The following is a 21,440-nucleotide window of genomic DNA, read 5'->3' as shown; positions in this document are numbered from 1 at the left end:
GCGTGCCGACCCGCCGCGGCGTCAGCTCGCCGCGACCCGCCCGACCTTCTCGGTCTTGTCCCAGCGCGCCTCGGCTCCCGCCAGCTCCTTGAGGTAGGAGTCGAACGTGATCGCGCAGAGCAGCGAGCCGTAGCCCGCCAGGTGGATGAGCGTGGGCGCCAGCCAGCGTCCCGCGCGAGTGCGCTCCGACCGCCGCGCGAGCCACGCGACGACCATCGAGAACGGGATCCAGATGTAGATGGCGAGCGTCAGGATGAACAACGCCTCGTCGCTCAGCGTGATCCCGAACAGGCCGGGCAGCCAGACCAGGGTGATCGGCGGGAACAGCGCTGTGATCATCACGAGCATGTTGATGATGCCGGGGAACAGCAGGATGTGGCCGAGCTCCTTGCGGCTGGTCTTCGCGTCCGTGAGCGAGCCGAGGATGAGCACGAACAGGTAGGCGAGCGAGGCCGAGATCCAGAGGACGCGGAAGACGGTCGCGGCCAGCTCGTTCTGCAGGAAGAGCAGCCCGGCGAGTCCGATCGCTGAGGTGACCATGATCAGCGGCAGCAGCCACAGGCTGAACCAGACGATTCCGAACGTCCACGCGCCGAGATGGTGCAGCTTGGACGGGCGGAACCAGACCTTCGAATAACGCGCCGTGACCGACACGTTGCCGCGCGCCCAGCGCAGCCGCTGCTTCCAGAGCGCGTCGACTGCGCGCGGCTCCTCGGCCAGGACGTGCGCGTGCGGCTCGAACACGACCTTCTTTCCGTGCAGCTGCGTCTCGAAGGTCGTGATGGTGTCCTCGGCGAGCGTCGAGGTGTCCACCCGGCCGCCGATGGCAAGCAGGTTCTCCCGGGTGTGGAGCTGCGCGCCGCCCGCGAGGCAGGCTTGCGCGCCGAGCACGTTCTGCGCGCGCCGCGCGGCGGGCTGCGAGAGGACGTACTCCACGCTGACGAACTTGGTGAGGTAGTTTCGGTCGCGGCTGCCCTCGCGGATGTAGGCGGAGACGGCGCCGACCTCGGGGTCGGCCAGGTGCCGGGTCATCCGCCGCAACGAGTCGGGCAGGTAGATGACGTCGGCGTCCATGATGAGGAGCGCCTCCATCCAGTCCTCGGCCAGGATGCGCTCGATGCCGTGGTTGAGGGTGTGCGCCTTGCCCTGGCCGCCCTGGTCCCGGCGCAGCAGGAACACGCTGCCCGGATACTGCTCGGCGCGGGCGCGCACGACGACGGGGGTGTCGTCGGTGCTCGCGTCATCCACCACGTAGATCCGCAGCGCGTCCTTGGGGTAGTCGAGGCTCATCAGCCGGTCGATGGAGGCGCCGATCACCGCCCCCTCGTTCCACGCGGGCACGACGATGGCGACGCGCGGGAGGTAGGGCGCGGCCTTCTTGTAGTGGTTGATCCAGGCGTGGAACGGGATGACGACGAACGTCGCCGCGGCCGCGATCACCGGGATGAGCCCGGTCAATGCCAGGACCAGGCACACCACGACGCCGATCCACTCCAGCACGCCCAGCACGTCCACGCGGCTCCCCTTCGTCTCCGACAGAGTACCGCGAGCGGGGTGCGGGGCAGGGCGGGTGCGCCCGCCCTGCCCCGCCTCAGCTGCGGGCCGGGCCCCCGAGCGTCCCGCCCGCCGCGAGCCGCATCAGGTCAGACCCCAGGTCGATCCCCAGCTCGTTGCCGCCGGCCGAGCCGTACTCGTGCTGGTAGCTGCTCCAGGAGGTGTCCTTGATGCGCGCCTCCACGCCGGTCTCCATCAGGACCACCAGCTCGCGGGCCGCGCGGTCGATGCGCTTGCCGAGGGAGTTGTCCTGCCAGTCCTCCGTCGACGCGAACACCGAGGTGGGCGCCGTCATCGTCCGCAGGTAGGCGAACATCGAGCGCATCTGCTCGTCGACGACCAGCGCGTGCCTGGCCGTCCCGGCGGTCGCGCCGAGGATGACCGGCTTCGCGATCAGGAGGTCGTTGTCGAGCACCTGGAAGAACGAGCTGAACAGCCCGCTCGGGCCGGCCTTGTAGACCGGCGCGGTCGCGATGATGCCGTCCGCCGCCGCGAGCGCCTCGATGGCCGCCGTGAAGCGCGGGCCGAGGTGGCCGGACGCGAGCGCGCCGGACAGCTCGGGGAGCAGCTCCCGGAGGTCGAGGTTCTGCGTCTCGACCGTGTGGCCATCGCGCTGGGCGGCGGCCTCCACGCGCAGGGCGAGGCGGTCGGCGAGCATCTTGGTTGACGACGGGTCGCTGACGCCCGCGTTGACGACGACCACCCGGAACGGGCGCTGGTCGGTGCTGGTCATGGTGTCCTTCTCTCGCAATCGGTGCGCCGGGCGCTCAGAGCGCCGGGTACTCCGCCTGGAACTCGTCCGCCGAGTCCTGGTAGGGGGAGGCGCCGGTCACGTTGTCGCCACGGTTGGCGTTCGGGCGCGGCTGGCGCGGCGCAGAGTCGCCGTACTTGGCCGCGACGAGCGACGCGTGGGTCGGTGCGTCGGGCGTCGACGGGTCCTTGCGGGCCTCTGTCTCCTTGCGGAGCACCGGGATGACCTCCTCGCCGAGCAGGTCGAGCTGCTTCAGCACCGTCTTCAGCGGCAGGCCGGCGTGGTCCATCAGGAAGAGCTGGCGCTGGTAGTCGCCCGCCCACTCGCGGAAGGTCAGCGTCTTGTCGATGACCTCCTGCGGGCTGCCGACGGTCAGCGGGGTCGCCTCGGTGAACTCCTCCATCGTCGGGCCGTTGCCGTAGACCGGGGCTTCGTTGAAGTAGGGGCGGAACTCGCTCTTGGCCTCCTGGGAGGTCTTGCCGATGTAGGCCTGGCCGCCGAGGCCGACGATCGCCTCCTTCGCGGTGCCGTGGCCGTAGTGCTCGAAGCGCTCGCGGTAGAAGGCGATCAGGCGCTGGTAGTGCTCCTTCGGCCAGAAGATGTTGTTCGCGAAGAAGCCGTTGCCGTAGAAGGCGGCCTGCTCGGCGATCTCGGGGGTGCGGATGCTGCCGTGCCAGACGAACGGCGGCACGTCGTCGAGCGGGCGCGGGGTGGAGGTGAAGCCCTGCAGCGGGGTGCGGAACTTGCCCTCCCAGTCGACGACGTCCTCGTGCCACAGCCGGTGGAGCAGGTTGTAGTTCTCGAGCGCGAGCGGGAGGCTCTGGCGGATGTCCTGGCCGAACCACGGGTACACCGGGCCGGTGTTGCCGCGGCCGAGCATCAGGTCCATGCGGCCCTTCGACAGGTGCTGCAGCATCGCGTACTCCTCGGCGAGGCGCACCGGGTCGTTCGTGGTGATGAGGGTCGTGGAAGTCGTCACGATCAGCCGCTCGGTGAGGGCGGCGATGTGCGCGAGCAGGGTGGTGGGCGACGAAGAGAAGAACGGCGGGTTGTGGTGCTCGCCGATCGCGAAGACGTCCAGTCCGACCTCCTCCGCGTGCGTGGCGATCTTCACGATCGCGTCGATGCGCTGCGCCTCGCTCGGGGTCTCGCCGGAGACCGGGTCGCGGGTGATGTCGCTCACGGAGAAGATTCCGTACTGCATTGCTGGCTCCTCAGGTTCGTTCTCGCCGTATCTATGCAAACGCATATAACGGCGTCGAGCTGGAAGTATTCCCGGCCGGTGGCACCAGCATGGCGCATCGGGCGCGCGGTGAGCCAGGATCATCGACCTCGGGTAGCGCGTATATCACACGTCAGGCTTCTCTCAGCCGAGTACGGCAGGCTGAGCCTTATGGGGGAACAGAATCACAACTCGAATCAGCCGCGCCGTCGCGTAGCAGCGGCGGCCGGCTTCGTCGCACTGAGCGTCACGGCGGGCGTCCTGATCAGCGCGATGCTGGCGCCGGTGGTGGCGGTGGCGGGCGTCGCGACCGGCAGCGGCGTCCACCTGTTCGAGACGCTGCCGGAGGCACTGACGCCCGACGCGCTGGCGCAGACGTCGGACATCTACGCGAAGAACCGCGCGGGCGAGCCGGTGCTCCTGGCGTCGGTCTACGAGCAGAACCGCAAGAACGTGGCGTGGGAGGCCATCTCCCCGTACGTCAAGGACGCGCTCACCTCGACAGAGGATCCGCGCTTCTACACGCACGGCGGCGTCGACATCCCGTCCGCGCTGCGCGCGGCGATCGGCAACGCGTCGTCCGGCACGGTGGCCTCCGGTGCGTCGACGATCACGATGCAGTACGTCAAGAACGTCCTCGTGCAGCGTGCGGAGGCGATCCGTGACAAGGACGAGCGCAAGGCCGCCTACAAGGAGGCCACCAAGACCAGCATGGACAGGAAGCTCCGGGAGATGCGCCTCGCCATCGGGCTCGAGAAGGCGCTCCCGAAAGACCAGATCATGCTCGGGTACCTCAACATCGCGCACTTCGGCGGGTCGGTCTACGGCATCGAGGCCGCCGCCGAGTACTACTTCGGCGTGACCGCTGCGGACCTCACGCTCGCCCAGGCAGCCTCCCTCGTGGCGACGGTGAACGCGCCCAACGACTTCCGCATCGACGACCCGGACAACATCGGCGACAACAAGTTCCGCCGTGACAACGACGTCCTCGCCTCGATGCTGGAGGCGAAGAAGATCACCCAGGCGCAGCACGACGAGGCGGTGGCCACGCCGATCGAGCCGAACATCACGCCGCCCTCGACCGGCTGTGTCACCGCCAACACGATCGGCGCCGGCTTCTTCTGCGACTACGTGCAGTGGGTGATCGAGAACGAGAAGGTCCTCCCCGACCCGACGGACTCCGACTACAGCACGCTGACCCGGGGCGGGTACGACATCTACACGACCCTCGACGTCGACCTCCAGGCGTCCGCCGTCGCGGCCGTCGACGCCTACGTACCGCACGCGACGGACGTCCTCGACCTCGGCTCGTCGCTGGTCACCGTCGAGCCGGGCACCGGCCGCATCCTCGCGATGGCGCAGAACAAGGCGTTCAACGCCGACCCGGACGAGACGTCGCCGGAGAACACGGCCGTCAACTACAGCACGGACTCCGGCTACGGAGGGTCGAACGGCTTCCAGGCCGGGTCGACGTACAAGGTCTTCACGTTGGCGGAGTGGCTGAAGAACGGGCACTCGCTGAACGACGTCGTCAACGGCGACCCGCGCGCGCTCAACCTGTCCTCGTTCAAGGACAGCTGCCAGGGGTCGGGCACGGGCACGTACTCCCCGAAGAACGACAGCGGCTCGCGCCCGGGGAACGTCTCGGTGCGGGCGGCGACCGCCGGCTCGGTGAACGGCGCCTACTTCTCGATGGCGCAGAAGCTCGACCAGTGCGAGATCCGCAAGACGGCCGAGGCCTTCGGCGTGAAGCGCGCCGACGGCAAGCCGCTGACCTCCTACGTCTCCGACGTCCTCGGCACGAACGAGGTCTCGCCGCTGCGGATGGCGGCGGCCTTCGCCGGGATCGCCAACGAGGGCGTCTACTGCGCGCCGATCGCGATCGACCGGATCGTCGGCCCGGACGGCGCCGAGGTCCCGGTGCCGGAGAGCGCGTGCACGGAGGCCGTGACCCCGGAGATCGCGGCGAGCATGGCGTCCGCGCTGCAGGGCGTGACGCGCGGCGGCGGCACGGGATCCGCGTCGAACCCGAACGACGGCATCCCCGTGTTCGGCAAGACCGGCACGACGGACTCCGAGAAGGACACCTGGTTCGTGGGGTCCACCACGCGCCTGACCACCGCGGTGTGGGTCGGCAACGTGACCGGCGACGTGTCGCTGCGGCGGTCGAAGATCGGCGGCATTCAGGCCGACCAGCTCCGGCACCGGGTCTGGAAGCAGTACATGACGGCCGCGAACGCGGTCCTCCCCGGCGGGGCCCTGCCCGACGCCTCGGCGCGACCGGTGCGCGACTGAGCCGCCGCGTCCGATTTCCGCCAGTCGGCGTCGGTGGCGGGCGGTAGCCTCGACGAGTGAAGGTCGCTCTGCAGTTCGTCGCCATGGGTCTCGTCTGGGGCGCCAGCTTCCTGTTCATGAAGGTGGCGCTGGAGGGCGTCTCGTTCGGGCAGGTGGCGTGGGCGCGGCTCGTGTTCGGGGCGCTGACGCTCGGGATCATCGTGCTCGTCACGCGCAGCAGGCTCCCGAAGCAGCCGATCGTCTACCTGCACTTCGCGGTCGTGGCGGTCACCTACTGCGTGGTGCCGTACCTGCTCTTCGCGTGGGCCGAGCAGTACGTGTCCTCCAGCCTCGCCAGCATCTACAACGCCGTCACCCCGATCACGACCGCGATCCTTGCGACCGCCGCGTTCCGGGTCGAGAAGCTCAACCGCGACCAGGTGCTCGGCGTGCTCGTGGGCGTCGTGGGCGTGGTGGTCGTCGTCGGGCCGTGGACGATCGCCGCGCTGTCCGGCAGTGTGTGGGGACAGTTGGCGTGCCTCGGCGCGGTCACCTGCTACGGCTTCAGCTTCGGATACATCCGCAGGTTCATCAGCCACCGGGACATCCCGGCGACGTCGGTCGCGTTCCTCAACATCGGTATCGCAGCCGTGATCATGCTGCCGCTCACGCCGGTGGTCGCCCTGTCGCCGGTCACGTTCAGCTGGCCCGTGCTGCTGAGCCTCCTGGCGCTGGGCGCGCTCGGCACGGGCGTCGTCTACATCTGGAACATGAACGTGCTGCGCGCCTGGGGCCCGACCGCGACCTCCGGCGTGACCTACGTGACACCGGTGGTCGGCGTCGCGCTCGGCATCCTCGTGCTCGGGGAGCACCTGAGCTGGAACGAGCCGGTCGGCGCCGCGGTCGTCCTGTGCGGCATCCTGCTGACGCAGCAGCGCGTGCGCCTCTTCACGCGCCGCCAGGCCGCCCTCGTCGCCGACTGACGAACGAACTGACAGAACACGCCGCCTCGGACGAAGCCGAGGCGGCGTGTTCTGTCAGTTGGATCGCCGCTACGCGACCGTCGGGCCGAAGTGCTCGGGGAGCGTGGAGCGGTGCACGCCGCGCAGCTCCTCCAGGCCGACGGTGAAGAGGTCCTGCACCTCGAGCACGGGCTGGGCGCCGACCTCGGCGTCGGTGACACCGATGCGGAGCAGCGGAACGCCGCGTCCCTCGCAGAGGCCGCGGAACTTCACGTCGTCCTCGCGCGGCACCGAGACGATGACGCGGGCGGTGGACTCGCTGAACAGTGCGGTCGCGGCGTCCACGCCGTCGCGCTCCTGCAGCTCGCCGAGCCAGACGCGGGCGCCGACGCCGAAGCGCATGACGCTCTCGGCCAGCGCCTGCGCGAGACCGCCGTCCGCGAGGTCGTGGGCCGACGAGACGAGGCCCTCGACGGAGGCCGCGTGCAGCGTCTCGGCCAGGGTGCGCTCGGCCGCGAGGTCGACCGCGGGCGGGAGGCCGCCGAGGTGGCCGTGGATCGTGCCGGCCCACGCGGAGCCGTCGAGCTCCTCGCGGGTGATGCCGAGCAGGTAGATGTTCTCGCCCTCGTCCTGCCAGCCGGCCGGGATGCGGCGGGCGACGTCGTCGATCACGCCGAGCACGCCGACGACCGGGGTCGGGAAGATCGGGGTGTCGCCGGTCTGGTTGTAGAACGACACGTTGCCGCCGGTGACCGGGATCTCGAACTCCAGGCAGGCGTCGGAGAGACCCTCCACGGCCTGGGAGAACTGCCACATGACCTCGGGGTTCTCCGGGCTGCCGAAGTTGAGGCAGTCGGTGACCGCGGCGGGCACGGCCCCGGAGGCCGCCACGTTGCGGTAGGCCTCCGCGAGCGCCAGCTTGGCGCCCTGCTTGGGGTCGAGCTGGCAGTACCGGCCGTTGGCGTCGGTCGCGATGGCGAAGCCGAGGCCGCTCTCCTCGTCGACGCGGACCATGCCGGCGTCGTCCGGGAAGGAGAGTGCGGTGTTGCCGCCCACGAAGTAGTCGTACTGGTCGGTGATCCAGCTCTTGTCGGCCAGGTTGGCGCTGCCGAGGAGGGCGAGTACCTGCTCGCGCAGCTCGTCGCCGGTGGCCGGGCGCGCCAGGACGGCGGCGGTGTCGGCCTGGAGGGCGTCGATCCAGGTCGGGTAGGCGACCGGGCGCTCGTATACCGGGCCGTCGACCGCGACCGTGCGCGGGTCGACGTTGACGATCTCCTCGCCCTTCCAGTTGATGACGAGACGGCCGGTCTCGGTGACCTCGCCCAGCACGCTGGTCTCGACATCCCACTTGGCGGTCACCGCGAGGAAGGCGTCGAGCAGCTCGGGCTTGACCACCGCCATCATGCGCTCCTGGCTCTCGGACATGAGGATCTCCTCCGCCGTGAGCGTGGGGTCGCGCAGCAGGACCTTGTCGAGCTCGACGAACATGCCGCCGTCGCCGTTCGAGGCGAGCTCGCTGGTCGCGCAGGAGATACCCGCGGCGCCGAGGTCCTGGATGCCCTCCACGAGCTTGTCGCGGAACAGCTCGAGGCAGCACTCGATGAGCACCTTCTCGGCGAACGGGTCGCCGACCTGCACCGCCGGGCGCTTGGTCGGGCCGCCCTCGGAGAACGTGTCGGAGGCCAGGATGCTCGCGCCGCCGATGCCGTCGCCGCCGGTGCGGGCGCCGAACAGGACGACCTTGTTGCCCGCGCCGGACGCGTTGGCGAGGTGGAGGTCCTCGTGGCGCAGCACGCCGACCGAGAGCGCGTTGACCAGCGGGTTGCCCTGGTACACGGAGTCGAAGTAGGTCTCGCCGCCGATGTTCGGCAGGCCGAGGCAGTTGCCGTAGAAGGAGATGCCGGAGACGACGCCGTGGACCACGCGGGCGGTGTCCGGGTCGTCGATGCGGCCGAACCGCAGCTGGTCCATGACCGCGACCGGGCGCGCGCCCATCGAGATGATGTCGCGGACGATGCCGCCGACGCCGGTCGCCGCGCCCTGGAACGGCTCGATGTACGACGGGTGGTTGTGCGACTCCACCTTGAAGGTGACCGCCCAGCCCTCGCCGACGTCCACGACGCCCGCGTTCTCGCCCATGCCGACCATGAGGTTCTTCTTCATCGCCGGCGACACCTTCTGGCCGAACTGGCGCAGGTAGATCTTCGACGACTTGTAGGAGCAGTGCTCCGACCACATCACGGAGTACATCGCCAGCTCGCCCGAGGTGGGGCGGCGGCCCAGGATCTCCCGGATCTGCGCGTACTCGTCCTCCTTGAGGCCGAGCGCCGCGTACGGCTGCTCCTTCTCCGGAGTCGCGGCGGCGTTCGCGACGGTGTCGACGACATGCTGGACGGTGGTGTCGGTCACGCGGGCACTCCAGGCTGCTGGCGGTGGCGGGGGATGGATGCCAGTCTACCGGCGCTCAGGCAGGGCAGTACTCCGAGGGCATCGTCGATGACGGTCCGACCGTGATGCGGTCGACGGTCCCGTTGATGACGGCGAACGCGATCCACGTTCCGGCGCCGTTGCTCAGCCCGTAGTAGTCGGTGACCTCGCCATAGCTCCCGGTCTTCGGGATGCCCGGGTACGCGGTGAAGAGGTCCTGGGCGCTGCTGCCGATCCCGATCCCGCGGTCGGTCCGCGGGGTCGCTAGGGCGGACTGGTCGTCGGCCGAGGTGAAGGATCGGACGTCGAGGACGCCGACGACGCCCGGTGGGTCCTGGAGGTCGAAGGCGCTGACGACGAGGTGGTCCGGAGCCTCCAGATCGAACTGACCCGGTCGGCAGATGTCGTACGTCACGTCGGTGAAGGTGGGCGCCGCCGCGGTGACATCGGCCATCCGCATCCCCAGGGTGATCGGCCCGATGCCGTCGAATCCGATCGTCCAGGTCGAGGGGTCGGCTGCGTCCGCCGTCGCCGTCGGAGTCGGCGTCGGTGTCGGCGTGGCGGTGGGAGTGGGCGTAGCCGTCTCGGTCGGGGTCGCGATGGGCGTCGGGCTCACTGTCGGCGCCGGGGAGAGGATTCCGGTGCCGAGCGCGTACGCCACCCCTCCGCCGGAGATGCCGAGGGCCAGGACGACCAGCGTCACCACGAGCGCGGTGCGCCTGCGCGCCCGGCCGTACCGTCCGTCCGCCGCCGTGGTCACGACCAGTTCGCGGATCGCCGCCTTGCGGCGCGGGTCGAAGGTGGGCTCGCCGTTCATCGTGCGCCTCCCGTCATGATCGTGGGGTCCTGTTCCTGGACGAGGGCGGAGAGCTTCGCCTTCGCCCGCGAGAGTCGCGACTTCACCGTTCCGGCGGCGATCCCGAGGGCCTCCGCGGCCTCCGCCGTGCTGAAGTCCTCCAGGACGCACAGCGTGAGGATGTCCTGGTCGCGGCGCGGGAGCTGTGCGAGGGCCGCGCGAACGGCGGCCCGGCGGGAGTCGCCGTCGATCCGGTCGTCCACTGCCCCGGCGTGGTCGGGGGCGTGCTCCGGCGCCGGCAGGCAGGCGAGCGCGGCACGGTAGCGGCGGGTCGACCGGAGCTGGTTGCGGAACACGTTGTTCGTGGTCACGAGCAGCCACCCGACGACCGACCCGTTGACGACGCGCATGGCGTCCCGTCGCCGCCAGGCCTCCAGGAACACCACCGCGGTGATGTCCTCGGCGTCGTGCACGGACGCGGTCAGCCGGAGCGCCTGGCGGAAGACGCGGTCGTGGTGCAGGTCGAACAGCACCCCGAACGCGTCGGTGTCGTCGGCGCGGACGCGTTCGATCACGTCCGGCTCGTCAAGCGGAGATCCCCTCACACTCACATAGTGTCCGATGCGCGCGATCGGTTCCCGCGGATTAGGGTGACAGCGAGGAGGTCGCCATGCAGATCCCACGACCGTCGCAAGAGACGATGGAGCTGTTCCGTTCGGTGGTGCCCGACGCTCCCGGTGTCGAGGTCAAGCCGATGTTCGCCAACCTGGGCGCGTTCGTGAACGGCAACATGTTCGCCGGGCTGTTCGGCGAGAGCGTCGGGGTGCGCGTGCCCGACGACGCCGTGCGGGAGGAGCTGCAGGCCATCGACGGAACCGGTTCCGTACGGGCCGGCCGAGCGCCCGATGGGCGGCTACGTGTCGCTCCCCGACGCCTGGCGCGACGACCCCGACCGCCTCCGCGAGTGGATCGGCGTCGCGTTGGAGCAGGTCGGCCGGATGCCGCCCAAGGAGAAGAAGCCGCGCAAGACGCCGAAGCCCCGCGCCCCCAAGCCCTGATCCAAGCTCGAAGGGCACGTTAGCGCCCCTAAAAGCGCGTTTTAGGGGCGCTTACGTGCCCTTCGGCTGAGCTAGGCGGTCGGGACCGCGGCGCGGGTGAGCTGGTCGACGTCGCGGGCCGCGCCCTGGTCCGCGGACAGCGTCATCGCCGCGTACGCCCGCAGCGCCGCCGACACCGGCCGCTCCCGGTCGAGCGGACGGAACCCGCGCCCGGCGGCCAGCGCCTCCCGCCGTGCGTCGAGCTCGGCGTCCGGGACCTCCAGCCGGATGCTGCGCGCGGCGACGTCGATCGTGATGGTGTCGCCGTCCTCCACCAGTGCGATGGCGCCGCCGGCCGCCGCCTCGGGAGAGACGTGCCCGATCGACAGCCCCGACGTCCCGCCGGAGAACCGGCCGTCCGTGATCAGCGCGCACTTCGCCCCGAGGCCGCGTCCCTTCAGGAACGACGTCGGGTACAGCATCTCCTGCATCCCGGGACCGCCGCGCGGTCCTTCGTAACGCACGACCACCACGTCACCGGCCTGCACACGCTTGGTCAGGATGGCGTCGACGGCCTCCTCCTGCGACTCGACCACCACGGCCGGCCCGGAGAAGACCAGGATGCTCGGGTCCACGCCCGCGGTCTTCACCACGGAGCCGTCCGGCGCGAGGTTGCCGCGGAGGATGGCGAGGCCACCGTCGGCCGAGTACGCGTGCGCGACATCCCGGATGACACCGGTCGCGCCGTCGGTGTCCAGCGACTCCCAACGCTCGGACTGCGACGACGCCTGCGCCGACCGCACCCCGCCGGGGGCGGCGTGGAAGAGCTCGATCGCCTCGGCCGTGGCCGAGCCGCCGCGGATGTCCCAGTCCGCCAGCCACTCCGCCAGCGACGGCGCGTGGATGCTGTGAACCCCGCGGTCGAGCAGGCCGGCGCGGTCGAGCTCGCCGAGCAGCGCGGGAACGCCGCCCGCGCGGTGCACGTCCTCCACCAGGGCCGCGCCGTTGGGGGCGACCTTGCTGAGGCACGGGACGCGGCGGGACAGCCGGTCGATGTCGCCGAGGTCGTAGTCGATGCCGCCTTCGCGGGCCGCGGCGAGCAGGTGCAGGATCGTGTTGGTCGAGCCGCCCATCGCTATGTCGAGCGCCATGGCGTTGCCGAAGGCCTCCCGCGTGGCGATCGAGCGCGGCAGCACCGACTCGTCCTCGCCGTCGTAGTAGCGGTGCGCGAGCTCGACGGCCGTCGCGCCCGCCTTCTCGTAGAGCGCGCGGCGGGCGGTGTGGGTGGCCAGCGTCGAGCCGTTGCCCGGGAGGCCGAGGCCCAGCGCCTCCACCAGGAAGTTCATCGAGTTCGCGGTGAACATCCCTGAGCATGAGCCGCAGGTCGGGCAGGCGGCCTCCTCGACCCGCAGCAGGTCCTCGTCGGACACCGCGTCGTTCGCGGAGTCGGCCATAGCGGAGATCAGGTCGAGCTTGCGGACCGTGCCGTCCACGAGCACCGTCCGGCCGCCCTCCATCGGGCCGCCGGAGACGAACACGGTCGGGATGTTCAGGCGCAGCGCGGCCAGCAGCATCCCCGGGGTGATCTTGTCGCAGTTGGAGACGCAGACCAGCGCGTCCGCGCAGTGGGCGTTCACCATGTACTCGACGGAGTCGGCGATCAGCTCGCGCGACGGCAGCGAGTACAGCATCCCGCCGTGGCCCATCGCGATCCCGTCGTCCACCGCGATCGTGTTGAACTCCCGCGGGATGCCGCCCGCCGCCTGCACCGCCTGCGACACGATGCGGCCGACTGGCTGGAGGTGGGTGTGGCCAGGGACGAACTCGGTGAAGCTGTTCGCGACGGCGACGATCGGCTTGCCGAAGTCCTCGCGGGCGACGCCGGCGGCGCGCAGCAGTGCGCGGGCGCCGGCCATGTTGCGGCCGTGGGTGACAGTGCGGGAGCGGAGAGCGGGCATGCTCCCATCGTGCGGGCGGTGCGCTGCGGCCGGAAGACGGCGTCACTACTAGTACTGGGAGCACTAGTATCAACGCGTGAGCGAACAAAACGACCGCCGCAGCGAACTGGGACGCTTCCTGCGCAGCCGCCGCGAGCAGGCGCCGCGCGCCGAGTACGGCCTCCCGCCGGTCGGACGCTCGCGCGACCTGGGGCTGCGTCGCGAGGAGGTCGCCTACCTGTCGGGCGTCAGCGTCACCTGGTACACCTGGCTGGAGCAGGGCAGGCAGATCAACCCGTCGCGCTCGGTCCTCGACGCGGTGGCCCGCACGCTCCGGCTCACGCCGCCCGAGCACGAGTACCTGCTCTCGCTCGCCGGGTTCGGCCTCCCGTCGCTCGTGCCGTCCCGCCCGGTGGAGGACGCGCCGGCTCACGTTCAGCGCCTGCTCGACGCGCTCGGCGCGAACCCGGCGTTCGCCCTCGCGCCCGACTGGGGGATCGCGGGCTGGAACGCGGCGTACGCCGACCTGTACCCGAACGTCGCACGGGTGGCGCGCGAGGACCGCAACCTGCTGTGGCTGGTCTTCACCGACCCCGCGGTGCGGGAGCTGCTGCCCGACTGGGAGGAGACGAGCGCGCGCTTCCTGGCGGAGTTCCGGGCCGAGACGGGCACGCGCGCCGGCGATCCGGCCGTGCGCGCGCTGGTCGAGCGGCTGCGGGAGGCCAGCCCCGCGTTCCGCGCCGCGTGGGAGCGCTACGACATCCGCGGCTTCGCCTCACGCGAGCGCCGCTTCCGCCACCCGCGCCGCGGCGCCGTCACTCTCGAACACCACCAACTCACCCCGACCGACCACCCCGACCTCCGCCTGGTCGTCTACACCGCCGTCGGCTAGGCAGCCATCGATTCCGGAGTTGTGTACGCCGGAACACGGCGTGTTGCGTACAGAAGTCCGGAAGAGAGTGCGGCGGGGCTACGCCTCGACGAGGGCGGAGCGGATGACGCTGGTGAAGAAGGTGAGGCCGTCGACGCCGGAGCGCATGGCGACCGCGGTGTCGGGACCGAAGCCCGCCTCGACCGCGTGCTCGGGGTGCGGCATGAGGCCGACCACGTTGCCGCGCTCGTTGCGGACGCCCGCGATGTCGTCCAGCGAGCCGTTGGGGTTCACGCCGGTGTAGCGGAAGACGACGAGGCCCTCGCCCTCCAGCCGCTTCAGCTCCTCGGCCGAGGCGATGAAGCCGCCCTCGCCGTTCTTCAGCGGGATGACGATCTCCTGGCCCTGCTCGAAGCCGTTCGTCCACGGGGTGTCCGCGTTCTCGACCACCAGGTGCTGGTCGCGGCGGATGAAGTTGCCGTGGTCGTTGCGGATGAGGCCGCCCGCGACGAGGTGCGCCTCCGCGAGCATCTGGAAGCCGTTGCAGATGCCGAGCACGGGCATCCCCTTGGCGGCGGCGTCCACGACCTCGGTCATGATCGGCGAGAGGGAGGCGATGGCGCCGCAGCGCAGGTAGTCGCCGTAGCTGAACCCGCCGGGGAGGACGAGCGCGTCGACTCCCTGGAGGTCGTGGTCGCCGTGCCAGAGCGCGACCGGCTCGGCGCCGGCGATGCGGACGGCGCGCAGCGCGTCCCGGTCGTCCAGCGAGCCGGGGAAGGTGATGACGCCGATGCGCATCAGGCGTCCTCGCTCGGGTAGTGGATGCCCACCACGTCCTCGATGACCGAGTTGGAGAGGATCTCGCCGGCGATCTCCTCGACCGCGGCGCGCGTGGCGTCGTCGATCGGGCCGTCGACGGTCAGCTCGAACCGCTTGCCGACGCGGACTCCCGAGAACTGGCCCTTGCCGATGCGCCCGAGGGCGCCAGCGACGGCCTTGCCCTGCGGGTCGAGCAGCTCAGCCTTGGGCATGACTTCCACAACGATCGTCGACAAAGGGTGATCTCCGCTCCACTCGCGCATCCGGGCACAGCGATTCTACCGTGGGGCGGAGGCGTCCCGGTCCGCGCGGGCGGTCCCCGCGGCGAAGGCGAGCGCAGGGCCGGCGAGCGCGGCGTTGAGGCGCGCGAACAGGGCGGCGGAGGCGGCGCCCGGCCAGTCGGCGGGCAGGGCCTCGGCGGGCAGGCCCGGGTCGCGGTACGGGATGACGCGCCACTCGTCGAGGAGGCGGATCCACAGGGCGAAGGCGTCGCGGTCGTCGGCCGGGGGCGGCGCGGACTGGAAACGGGACAGGAAGGACTCGTGGAGGCCGCGGATGGCGGGGAGGTCGTACCAGCGGGCCAGAGCGGACGAGAGGTCGGGGGTGGAGGGCATGGCGAGGTGCGAGCCGGTGAACAGGTCGGCGCCGAAGGCGTGCGCGACCTCCGCGAGCTCGGACTCCAGGGCGTCGGGCCCGATCCACAGTCCGTCGGCGACCGTCCCGCAGCCGAGCGCGGCGAGCGTCCGCCGCAGCCGGTGGCGCTGCGCGCGCTGGTGCTCGGGGAACGAGAACGACACCAGGCACCAGGAGGCCGGCGCGGCGCGCTCGCCGAAGATGCGCGCGTCCCCGCGCTCCAGCATCGGCACCGCGGCCGGGTCGAGCGCGTAGCCGGCGACCGCGTCCCGCGGCTCACGGACCAGCACGCCGCGCGCACACAACCGCGCCAGGCTGGAGCGCGCGGTCGCCGCTGGAACGCCGAGCGCGGCCATCAGCTCCACCGCTCCGGCGGCGCTCATCCAGCCGCCGAGCGGCCGCAGCGTGCTGCCGACGACGGTGCGGAGCATGGCGGTTGCGGAGCCGCTGCTGGCTTCGAGGTCCTCCCGCACCTCCCGCACCTCCCGCACCTCCGCCTGGCCGCTCATTCCGTGATCAGCTCGCCCAGCACATCCCGCACCGCCGCCAGCCCCACCGCGACCTCCTCGAAGCTCGTGCTCAGCGGCGACAGCCCGATGCGGAGGCCGTCCGGGTCGCGGTAGTCGGGGATGACGTCGCGCTCCCACAGCCGCGCCGTGACCTCCCGCATCGCCGGGTGGCTGAGGGTGACGTGCCCGCCGCGCTGTTCGGGGTCGCGCGGGCTCGCCAGAGTGACGCCGAGCGGCGTCAGCCAGGTGTCGGCGAGCCGCACGGCGAACGTCGTGAGCGCGACCGACTTCGCGCGCACCGCGTCGATCCCGCACTCCCCGATCATCGCGACCGTGTCCTGCAGGGCGAGCATCCCCACGATCGGCGGCGTGCCGGAGATGAAGCGGCGGATGCCGTCGGCGGGCTGGTACTCCGGCCCCATCAGGAAGACATCGCGCACGCCCATCCAGCCCTGGATCGGCTGCACGAGCCGGCGCTGGAGACGGCTGCTCACGTAGCCGAACGCAGGCGATCCCGGACCGCCGTTCAGGTACTTGTAGGTGCAGCCGACGGCCAGGTCGGCGTCCCACTCGTCGAGCTCGACGGGCACCGAGCCGGCGGAGTGGCAGAGGTCCCACAGCACGAGCGCACCCGCGTCGTGGACGATGCGGGTGATCGTGCGCGCGTCGGCGAGGAACCCGGAGCGGTACGCCACGTGGCTGAGCACGACGAGCGCCGTGCGCGGTCCGACCGCCGCCGCGACCTGCTCGGGAGTCACGCCGGCCTCGGTGTCGGCCTCGATCCAGACCAGCGTCAGTCCGCGCTCGCGGGCGATGCCGTCGAGCACATAGCGGTCGGTCGGGAAGTTGTCGGTGTCGAGGACGATCTCGCTGCGCTCGGGCAGGGAGTCGACGGCGGCGCGTGCCAGCTTGTAGAGGAGCACGGTCGTGGAGTCGCCGATGAAGGCCTGCCCGGCCGCGGCGCCGAGCGCGGTCTCGCCGAGCGTGTCGCCGATCCGGAACGGCAGCTCCATCCACTCCTCGTCCCAGCCGCGGATCAGCCGGCCGCCCCAGCCATCCACGAGGAACCGCTGGATGCGCTCGACGCTCGCGCGCACGGGGCGCCCGAGGGAGTTGCCGTCGAAGTACGCGAGGACGGGGGAGGCCGTGCCGAGGTCGGCGCCGGCGGGCGCGACGCCCACGAACCGGTCGCGGTACGGGGCGAGCGGGTCGGCCTCGTCGAGGGCGCGGGCGGCGGCGATGGGATCGCCGGCGAGGGTGTCGGCGTCGGCCGCCGCGGCCTCGTCGTCGAGTGGGTCGTAGGCGAACAGGTCGTCGGGGATGTCGGTCATGGGGTGTCCTGTCCTAGCGATCGGGAGGGGAGGGTGAGGAGGTCGGGGACGCGCATGCCGCGGGCAGTCGCGAGCCAGACGGGCAGCTCGCTGTTGTCGGAGGGCGGCGGGGTGGGGAGCCAGGCGACGCGGGGGCCGAGGGAGGTGGTCGGCTCGCCCGCGATCGTGCCCACGAGCGCCGCACCGGTCAGCCCGGCCTCCTGCAGTGCGGCGAGCTCGCGGGCGTTCACGCCGACGGGGAGGTCGCCGTTGCCGAGGTCGGTGCCGTACAGCACGCGTCCGCCGGCGGCGGCGAACCGGCGGAGGTTGTCGACGGCGACGCGGTAGTGCTCGGTCGGGGTGCCCCAGCCGTGGATGTCGAGGGTGCTGATCCACGTCATCCCGCGGCGGACGGACTCCGCGACGAGCGCGTCGTCGAGCCGCTCGCTGAACGGGGTGTGCGCGAGCTGGTCGACCCCGGCCGCTACCGCGCGGGCGGTCTGACCCGGGCCCTGCACGTGCGCGACGACGGGGAGGCCGGCGGCGTGGGATTCCTCCACAATCGCGGCCAGCGTCGGGTTGTCCACGGTTTCGCCCGCGTCGCTGTTGAGGGCGACCTTGATGCGGGAGGCTCCCACCATGACGTGTCTCCGCACTGCTTCCCGGGCCTCGCGCGGGCCACCGATCTCCGCCGCAGCGCCCTCCGGCGCCCAGCCGGACGCCACCGGGTAGCCGCCGGGGGCGGTGATCAGCGCGCCCGCGATCGCGGCGGACGGCCGGTCCGGGAGGTCGGCCGTCCAGGCGGCGGCGACGCTCGGGATCCAGCCGAGGTCGACCGCGTGCGTGATGCCGCCGGCGAAGAGTGCGGCCGGGTCGGAGAGGCCGAGGTGCGTGTGGTGGTCGGTCAGCGACGGGAAGAGGGTTCCGCCCAGGGCGAAGGCCGTGTCAGCGACCGCGGGCACGAGGCGCTCGCCTTCGACGCGGAACGTCGCCGCGCGGTCGAATCCGGCGCCGTTCCAGACGGCGTCCACCCGGATGGCGCGTGCCTGCGAGTGGGCGTCGCTCACTCGGGCGCCCCGATCTCCGTCCGCACGGCGAACAGCTCGGGGAAGAATGTCAGGTCGAGTGCCTTCTGCAGGAAGTTGACGCCGGTGGAGCCTCCGGTGCCGGTCTTCATGCCGATGGTGCGCTGCACGGTCTTGAGGTGGCGGAAGCGCCAGAGCTGGAAGTTGTCCTCCAGGTCCACGAACTCCTCGCACGCCTCGTACTCGCTCCAGTGCTCCGACGCGTGCTCGTAGATGTCGCGGAACACCGGGACCAGCTCCGGGCTGAACACGTGGGCCTCTGTCACGTCCCGGTCGAGCACCGCCTGCGGCACGGCGTGCCCGGCGCGCGCCAGGTAGCGCAGGAACTCGTCGTACACGCTCGGCGCCTCCAGCAGCTCGGTGAGCAGTGCGAGCGCGCCGGGGTCGTCGCGGAAGACCGACAGCATCCGCCGGTTCTTGTTGCCGAGGACGAACTCCACCGCCCGGTATTGGTACGACTGGAACCCCGACGAGTTGCCGAGGAAGCCGCGGAACTGGGCGTACTCGGTCGGCGTGAGCGTCGCCAGCACCGACCACTGCTCCGTCAGCGTCTTCTGGATGTGCTTGACGCGCGCGATCCGCTTGAGCGCCGGCTGCAGCTCGTCGGCGCGCAGCAGGTCGCGCGCCGACTCCAGCTCATGCAGAACGAGCTTCAGCCAGAGCTCGGTGGTCTGGTGCTGGATGATGAACAGCAGCTCGTCGTGGTGCTCCGGCACGCTCACCGGTTTCTGGGCGCTGAGCAGGGTGCCGAGGTCGAGGTACGACCCGTACGACATGCGCTCGCGGAAGTCCGTGACGATGTCCGGATCGAACTCGCGCGTGTTCTGGTTCGACGTCATGTTGCGATTCTGCGCCGATCGTCACGGAAGTGCAACAGGGTGCCGCTCGCCGCGGCGCCGGCACGCGGACGTTCGCTGTCGTTCACCGCCCGGTTACCTGGAGTTGCCGCCTCCGTCGTCGCCGGCTCCTACGTTCGTGCAGGGACTTCCTGCGGACGGGAGACGGGAATGGGCAGGCACTACGACCTCGCGATCGTCGGCGGAGGCATCGTCGGGCTCGGGCATGCAGTGGCGGCGCTCCGGCGCGGGCTGACCGTGGCGGTGGTGGACCGCGCCTCCAGTGTGGAGGGATCGTCGGTCCGCGGCTTCGGCCACCTGTGCATCACCGGCCAGGAGGGCGAGGCGAGGGCGTACGCCGAGCTCGGCCGTGAGCTCTGGCTGACCCTCGCCGTCGAGGCCGGGTTCTGGCTCGGCGAGGCCGGAACCGTCGTCGTCGCGCAGGCGCAGGACGAGCTGGCCGCGCTCGAGGAGTTCCGTGCCACGCGCGGCGGCCACGACGTGCGGATGCTGACCCCCGCCGACGTGCGCGAGCGCGTCCCCGTCGCCGACGGCGTCGCGGTCGGAGGCGCCTTCTTCCCCGCCGACCTCCAGGTCGACCCGCGGGAGGCCGCGCCGGCGATCGCCCGCTGGCTCGACGCGCACGGCGTCGACTTCTTCTGGCACACCACCGTGACCGGCGTCGAGACCGGCAGGGTGCACACGTCGCGCGGCCGGGTGTCCGCCGACGCCGTCGTGGTCGCCGTCGACCACGAGGTCGACCGGCTGTTCCCCGGCATCGCGGAGGCGCACGGCATCCAGCGCTGCGGGCTCGACATGCTGCTCGTGGAGGCCGACCTCGACCGCTCCCTGTCGGCGCCGGTGCTGACCGGGCGATCCCTCGCGCGGGCCTCCGGGTTCGCGCACGTCCCCGGCGTCGACGCGCTCCGGGAGCGGTTCGCCGCCGAGCGCCCCGACCTCGCCGCGTTCGACATCGACCAGATGTTCGCGCAACGGCCGGACGGCTCCATCCTTCTCGGAGCGGCCAGGCGGAGCGGCGACGATGTCCCGCCGTTCCAGTCGGAGATCGCGTTCGACCTCCTGCTGGAGGGCGCGCGGGCGCTGTTCGGCCTCGGCCGGGTGCGCGTGATCGAGCGCTGGCAGGGCGTGCACGCATCCGCCGGCGACGACTTCCTCGTGTCGTCCCCCGCGCCGTCCGTCCGCGTCGTCTCGGTGACCTCCGGCATCGGGATGACCACCGGGCTCGGCCTCGCCGACCGCGTGGTGGACGAGCTGTTCGCCACCGCGCCGGGAGTGCTGACCGCGGCCGGGGCCGCGCGCACGCGCTGACCGCCCGCCACCACCGACCGCCCTGCCGACCACCGAAGCTCCGCACAGAAAGGCACCGACCATGTCTCCTGAAGGTCTCATCACGAGCGAGTTCGACGACGCCGCCATCATCGACACCGAGGTCGACGCGGCCAGGGTGGTCGCGGTCGATGCCGACGACCCCGACGAGCTCGCCGATCTCGAGCTCGTCGTGCTCGACCTCGCCGGCACCACCGTCGTGGACGACGGCCTGGTGGAGCAGGCGTTCCTCCGCGCCGTCGACGCGGCCGGCCTCGCCGTCACCGACGACGAGCAGCGCCGTGCGCGGGCGTTCGCGCACGACACGATGGGTCAGCCGAAGATCGCCGTCTTCCGCGCGCTCGCCGACGACGAGGACCAGGCCGAGCACGCGAACGCCGTCTTCGAGTCCGCCTACGCCGAGCTCGCCGCCGACCAGGGCCTCCGCCCGGTGCCCGGCGCCGAGGACCTCATCCGCCGCCTCCAGGCGCTCGGCGTCGCCGTGGTGCTCACCACCGGCTTCTCCCGCGCGACGCAGGACACGGTGCTCGGCGCCCTCGGCTGGCGCGACCTCGCCGACCTCACGCTGAGCGCGTCGGACGCCCGCCGTGGACGCCCGTATCCGGACCTGCCGCTCACGGCGCTGCTCCGCACCGGCGCGTCGAGCGTCGAGGGCATGGTCGTCGTGGGCGACACCGCAAGCGACATCGTGTCCGGCCTCGCCGCCGGCGCGGGCCTCGTCGTCGGCGTGCTGACCGGCGCCCACGACGAGGAGACCCTGACCGCCGCGGGCGCGGACGCGGTCGTCGCCAGCGTCGCCGACCTGGCCGAGCTGCTCGGCCTGGACGAGCTGGAGCGCGCCGACGAGCTCGACGACGAGTTCGACGACCTGGACGAGCTGGACTTCGACGACGACCTCGATGCCGGCGACACGGATGACCGGAACGCTCCGGACGAGGACGACGAGGACGACAGCGAAGACGAGGACGACCTGGGAGACGAGGACGGCCTCGGCGCGGCCTCCCCGCTCCCCGCCGCCCCGAAGGCCGCGCTGCGTGCAGTCGACCAGCCGGGGCAGACCCGGCAGTGAC

The 21,440-nt window shown here is 71.4% G+C and carries 19 protein-coding genes; 6 read left to right on the top strand and 13 right to left on the bottom strand.

The genetic code is table 11. From position 1 onward, the window contains the following. Positions 1-21: 21 nt before the first annotated feature. From ABH923_RS09105 to ABH923_RS09095, 3 genes are all read right to left on the bottom strand, one after another. Positions 22-1,500 carry a glycosyltransferase gene (locus tag ABH923_RS09105; protein WP_370057328.1) on the bottom strand — a complete coding sequence of 493 codons (1,479 nt, stop codon included), beginning with the start codon at positions 1,498-1,500 and terminating at the stop codon, positions 22-24. A gap of 91 nt (positions 1,501-1,591) precedes the next feature. After that, positions 1,592-2,287: a CE1759 family FMN reductase gene (locus ABH923_RS09100; protein ID WP_370055040.1), complete on the bottom strand. Its 696-nt coding sequence runs from the start codon at positions 2,285-2,287 to the stop codon at positions 1,592-1,594. 34 nt (positions 2,288-2,321) lie between these two features. After that, positions 2,322-3,509: an LLM class flavin-dependent oxidoreductase gene (locus ABH923_RS09095; protein WP_370055039.1), complete on the bottom strand. Its 1,188-nt coding sequence runs from the start codon at positions 3,507-3,509 to the stop codon at positions 2,322-2,324. A 189-nt stretch (positions 3,510-3,698) separates the two neighbouring features. On the opposite strand from ABH923_RS09095, the gene ABH923_RS09090 reads away from it, so the two are divergent. Together ABH923_RS09090 and ABH923_RS09085 are read left to right on the top strand one after the other, a co-directional pair. After that, on the top strand, positions 3,699-5,822 hold the full coding sequence (locus ABH923_RS09090) for a transglycosylase domain-containing protein (protein ID WP_370055038.1): 2,124 nt from the start codon (positions 3,699-3,701) through the stop codon (positions 5,820-5,822). A 56-nt stretch (positions 5,823-5,878) separates the two neighbouring features. After that, complete coding sequence (locus tag ABH923_RS09085) at positions 5,879-6,784, top strand: DMT family transporter (RefSeq protein WP_370055037.1); 906 nt, start codon at positions 5,879-5,881, stop codon at positions 6,782-6,784. Between the two features lie 69 nt (positions 6,785-6,853). On the opposite strand, the gene purL is transcribed toward ABH923_RS09085, so the two are convergent. From purL to ABH923_RS09070, 3 genes are read right to left on the bottom strand one after another with little or no spacing between them, the layout of a single operon-like run. After that, a complete protein-coding gene (gene purL, locus ABH923_RS09080; protein ID WP_370055036.1) occupies positions 6,854-9,172 on the bottom strand; it encodes a phosphoribosylformylglycinamidine synthase subunit PurL in 2,319 nt (772 codons plus the stop codon). Between the two features lie 55 nt (positions 9,173-9,227). Next, the gene (locus ABH923_RS09075; RefSeq protein WP_370055035.1) at positions 9,228-10,007 is read right to left on the bottom strand and encodes a hypothetical protein; all 780 of its coding nucleotides are present in this window, start codon (positions 10,005-10,007) and stop codon (positions 9,228-9,230) included. Continuing rightward, the gene (locus tag ABH923_RS09070) at positions 10,004-10,561 is read right to left on the bottom strand and encodes an RNA polymerase sigma factor (RefSeq protein ID WP_370055034.1); all 558 of its coding nucleotides are present in this window, start codon (positions 10,559-10,561) and stop codon (positions 10,004-10,006) included. The genes ABH923_RS09075 and ABH923_RS09070 overlap by 4 nt, the downstream gene beginning before the upstream one ends. Before the next feature lie 330 nt (positions 10,562-10,891). Here ABH923_RS09070 and ABH923_RS09065 point away from each other — a divergent pair, with 330 nt between their 5' ends. Beyond that, positions 10,892-11,044, top strand: a complete 153-nt coding sequence (locus ABH923_RS09065) for a hypothetical protein (RefSeq protein ID WP_370055033.1) — start codon at positions 10,892-10,894, stop codon at positions 11,042-11,044. Positions 11,045-11,115: 71 nt separating this feature from the next. On the opposite strand, the gene ilvD is transcribed toward ABH923_RS09065, so the two are convergent. Next, complete coding sequence (gene ilvD, locus ABH923_RS09060; RefSeq protein ID WP_370055032.1) at positions 11,116-12,981, bottom strand: dihydroxy-acid dehydratase; 1,866 nt, start codon at positions 12,979-12,981, stop codon at positions 11,116-11,118. A 76-nt stretch (positions 12,982-13,057) separates the two neighbouring features. On the opposite strand from ilvD, the gene ABH923_RS09055 reads away from it, so the two are divergent. Continuing rightward, the gene (locus ABH923_RS09055; RefSeq protein WP_370055031.1) at positions 13,058-13,852 is read left to right on the top strand and encodes a helix-turn-helix transcriptional regulator; all 795 of its coding nucleotides are present in this window, start codon (positions 13,058-13,060) and stop codon (positions 13,850-13,852) included. Positions 13,853-13,930: 78 nt separating this feature from the next. On the opposite strand, the gene purQ is transcribed toward ABH923_RS09055, so the two are convergent. Genes purQ through kynA form a run of 6 tightly spaced genes read right to left on the bottom strand, consistent with a single transcriptional unit; the run spans position 13,931 to position 19,026 of the window. Then, a complete protein-coding gene (gene purQ, locus ABH923_RS09050; protein ID WP_370055030.1) occupies positions 13,931-14,629 on the bottom strand; it encodes a phosphoribosylformylglycinamidine synthase subunit PurQ in 699 nt (232 codons plus the stop codon). Next, positions 14,629-14,886, bottom strand: a complete 258-nt coding sequence (gene purS / locus ABH923_RS09045; RefSeq protein WP_370055029.1) for a phosphoribosylformylglycinamidine synthase subunit PurS — start codon at positions 14,884-14,886, stop codon at positions 14,629-14,631. Before purS ends, purQ begins: the two co-directional genes overlap by 1 nt. A gap of 42 nt (positions 14,887-14,928) precedes the next feature. Then, the gene (locus tag ABH923_RS09040) at positions 14,929-15,792 is read right to left on the bottom strand and encodes a PaaX family transcriptional regulator C-terminal domain-containing protein (RefSeq protein ID WP_370055028.1); all 864 of its coding nucleotides are present in this window, start codon (positions 15,790-15,792) and stop codon (positions 14,929-14,931) included. Continuing rightward, the gene (locus ABH923_RS09035) at positions 15,789-17,123 is read right to left on the bottom strand and encodes a kynureninase (RefSeq protein WP_370055027.1); all 1,335 of its coding nucleotides are present in this window, start codon (positions 17,121-17,123) and stop codon (positions 15,789-15,791) included. The genes ABH923_RS09040 and ABH923_RS09035 overlap by 4 nt, the downstream gene beginning before the upstream one ends. Further along, positions 17,120-18,169 carry a hypothetical protein gene (locus ABH923_RS09030; protein ID WP_370055026.1) on the bottom strand — a complete coding sequence of 350 codons (1,050 nt, stop codon included), beginning with the start codon at positions 18,167-18,169 and terminating at the stop codon, positions 17,120-17,122. Before ABH923_RS09030 ends, ABH923_RS09035 begins: the two co-directional genes overlap by 4 nt. Beyond that, on the bottom strand, positions 18,166-19,026 hold the full coding sequence (gene kynA, locus ABH923_RS09025) for a tryptophan 2,3-dioxygenase (RefSeq protein WP_370055025.1): 861 nt from the start codon (positions 19,024-19,026) through the stop codon (positions 18,166-18,168). Before kynA ends, ABH923_RS09030 begins: the two co-directional genes overlap by 4 nt. A 168-nt stretch (positions 19,027-19,194) precedes the next feature. Here kynA and ABH923_RS09020 point away from each other — a divergent pair, with 168 nt between their 5' ends. Together ABH923_RS09020 and ABH923_RS09015 are read left to right on the top strand one after the other, a co-directional pair. Continuing rightward, on the top strand, positions 19,195-20,352 hold the full coding sequence (locus ABH923_RS09020) for a TIGR03364 family FAD-dependent oxidoreductase (protein ID WP_370055024.1): 1,158 nt from the start codon (positions 19,195-19,197) through the stop codon (positions 20,350-20,352). Between the two features lie 61 nt (positions 20,353-20,413). Further along, a complete protein-coding gene (locus tag ABH923_RS09015; RefSeq protein ID WP_370055023.1) occupies positions 20,414-21,439 on the top strand; it encodes a phosphonatase-like hydrolase in 1,026 nt (341 codons plus the stop codon). Position 21,440: the final 1 nt, after the last annotated feature.

This window comes from Leifsonia sp. EB41, from assembly GCF_041262565.1.
GTDB lineage: Bacteria > Actinomycetota > Actinomycetes > Actinomycetales > Microbacteriaceae > Leifsonia.
The sequence above is the reverse complement of the archived record's forward strand: the minus strand, read 5'-3'. Positions and strand labels throughout refer to the sequence as shown.

Coding starts and splice junctions, on each gene's coding strand:
- ABH923_RS09100 (WP_370055040.1), bottom strand. CDS start 2,287: ATGACCAGCACCGACCAGCGCCCGTTCCGGGTGGTCGTCGTCAACGCG.
- ABH923_RS09095 (WP_370055039.1), bottom strand. CDS start 3,509: ATGCAGTACGGAATCTTCTCCGTGAGCGACATCACCCGCGACCCGGTC.
- ABH923_RS09090 (WP_370055038.1), top strand. CDS start 3,699: ATGGGGGAACAGAATCACAACTCGAATCAGCCGCGCCGTCGCGTAGCA.
- ABH923_RS09075 (WP_370055035.1), bottom strand. CDS start 10,007: ATGAACGGCGAGCCCACCTTCGACCCGCGCCGCAAGGCGGCGATCCGC.
- ABH923_RS09065 (WP_370055033.1), top strand. CDS start 10,892: ATGGGCGGCTACGTGTCGCTCCCCGACGCCTGGCGCGACGACCCCGAC.
- ilvD (WP_370055032.1), bottom strand. CDS start 12,981: ATGCCCGCTCTCCGCTCCCGCACTGTCACCCACGGCCGCAACATGGCC.
- purQ (WP_370055030.1), bottom strand. CDS start 14,629: ATGCGCATCGGCGTCATCACCTTCCCCGGCTCGCTGGACGACCGGGAC.
- ABH923_RS09040 (WP_370055028.1), bottom strand. CDS start 15,792: ATGAGCGGCCAGGCGGAGGTGCGGGAGGTGCGGGAGGTGCGGGAGGAC.
- ABH923_RS09035 (WP_370055027.1), bottom strand. CDS start 17,123: ATGACCGACATCCCCGACGACCTGTTCGCCTACGACCCACTCGACGAC.
- kynA (WP_370055025.1), bottom strand. CDS start 19,026: ATGACGTCGAACCAGAACACGCGCGAGTTCGATCCGGACATCGTCACG.
- ABH923_RS09020 (WP_370055024.1), top strand. CDS start 19,195: ATGGGCAGGCACTACGACCTCGCGATCGTCGGCGGAGGCATCGTCGGG.
- ABH923_RS09015 (WP_370055023.1), top strand. CDS start 20,414: ATGTCTCCTGAAGGTCTCATCACGAGCGAGTTCGACGACGCCGCCATC.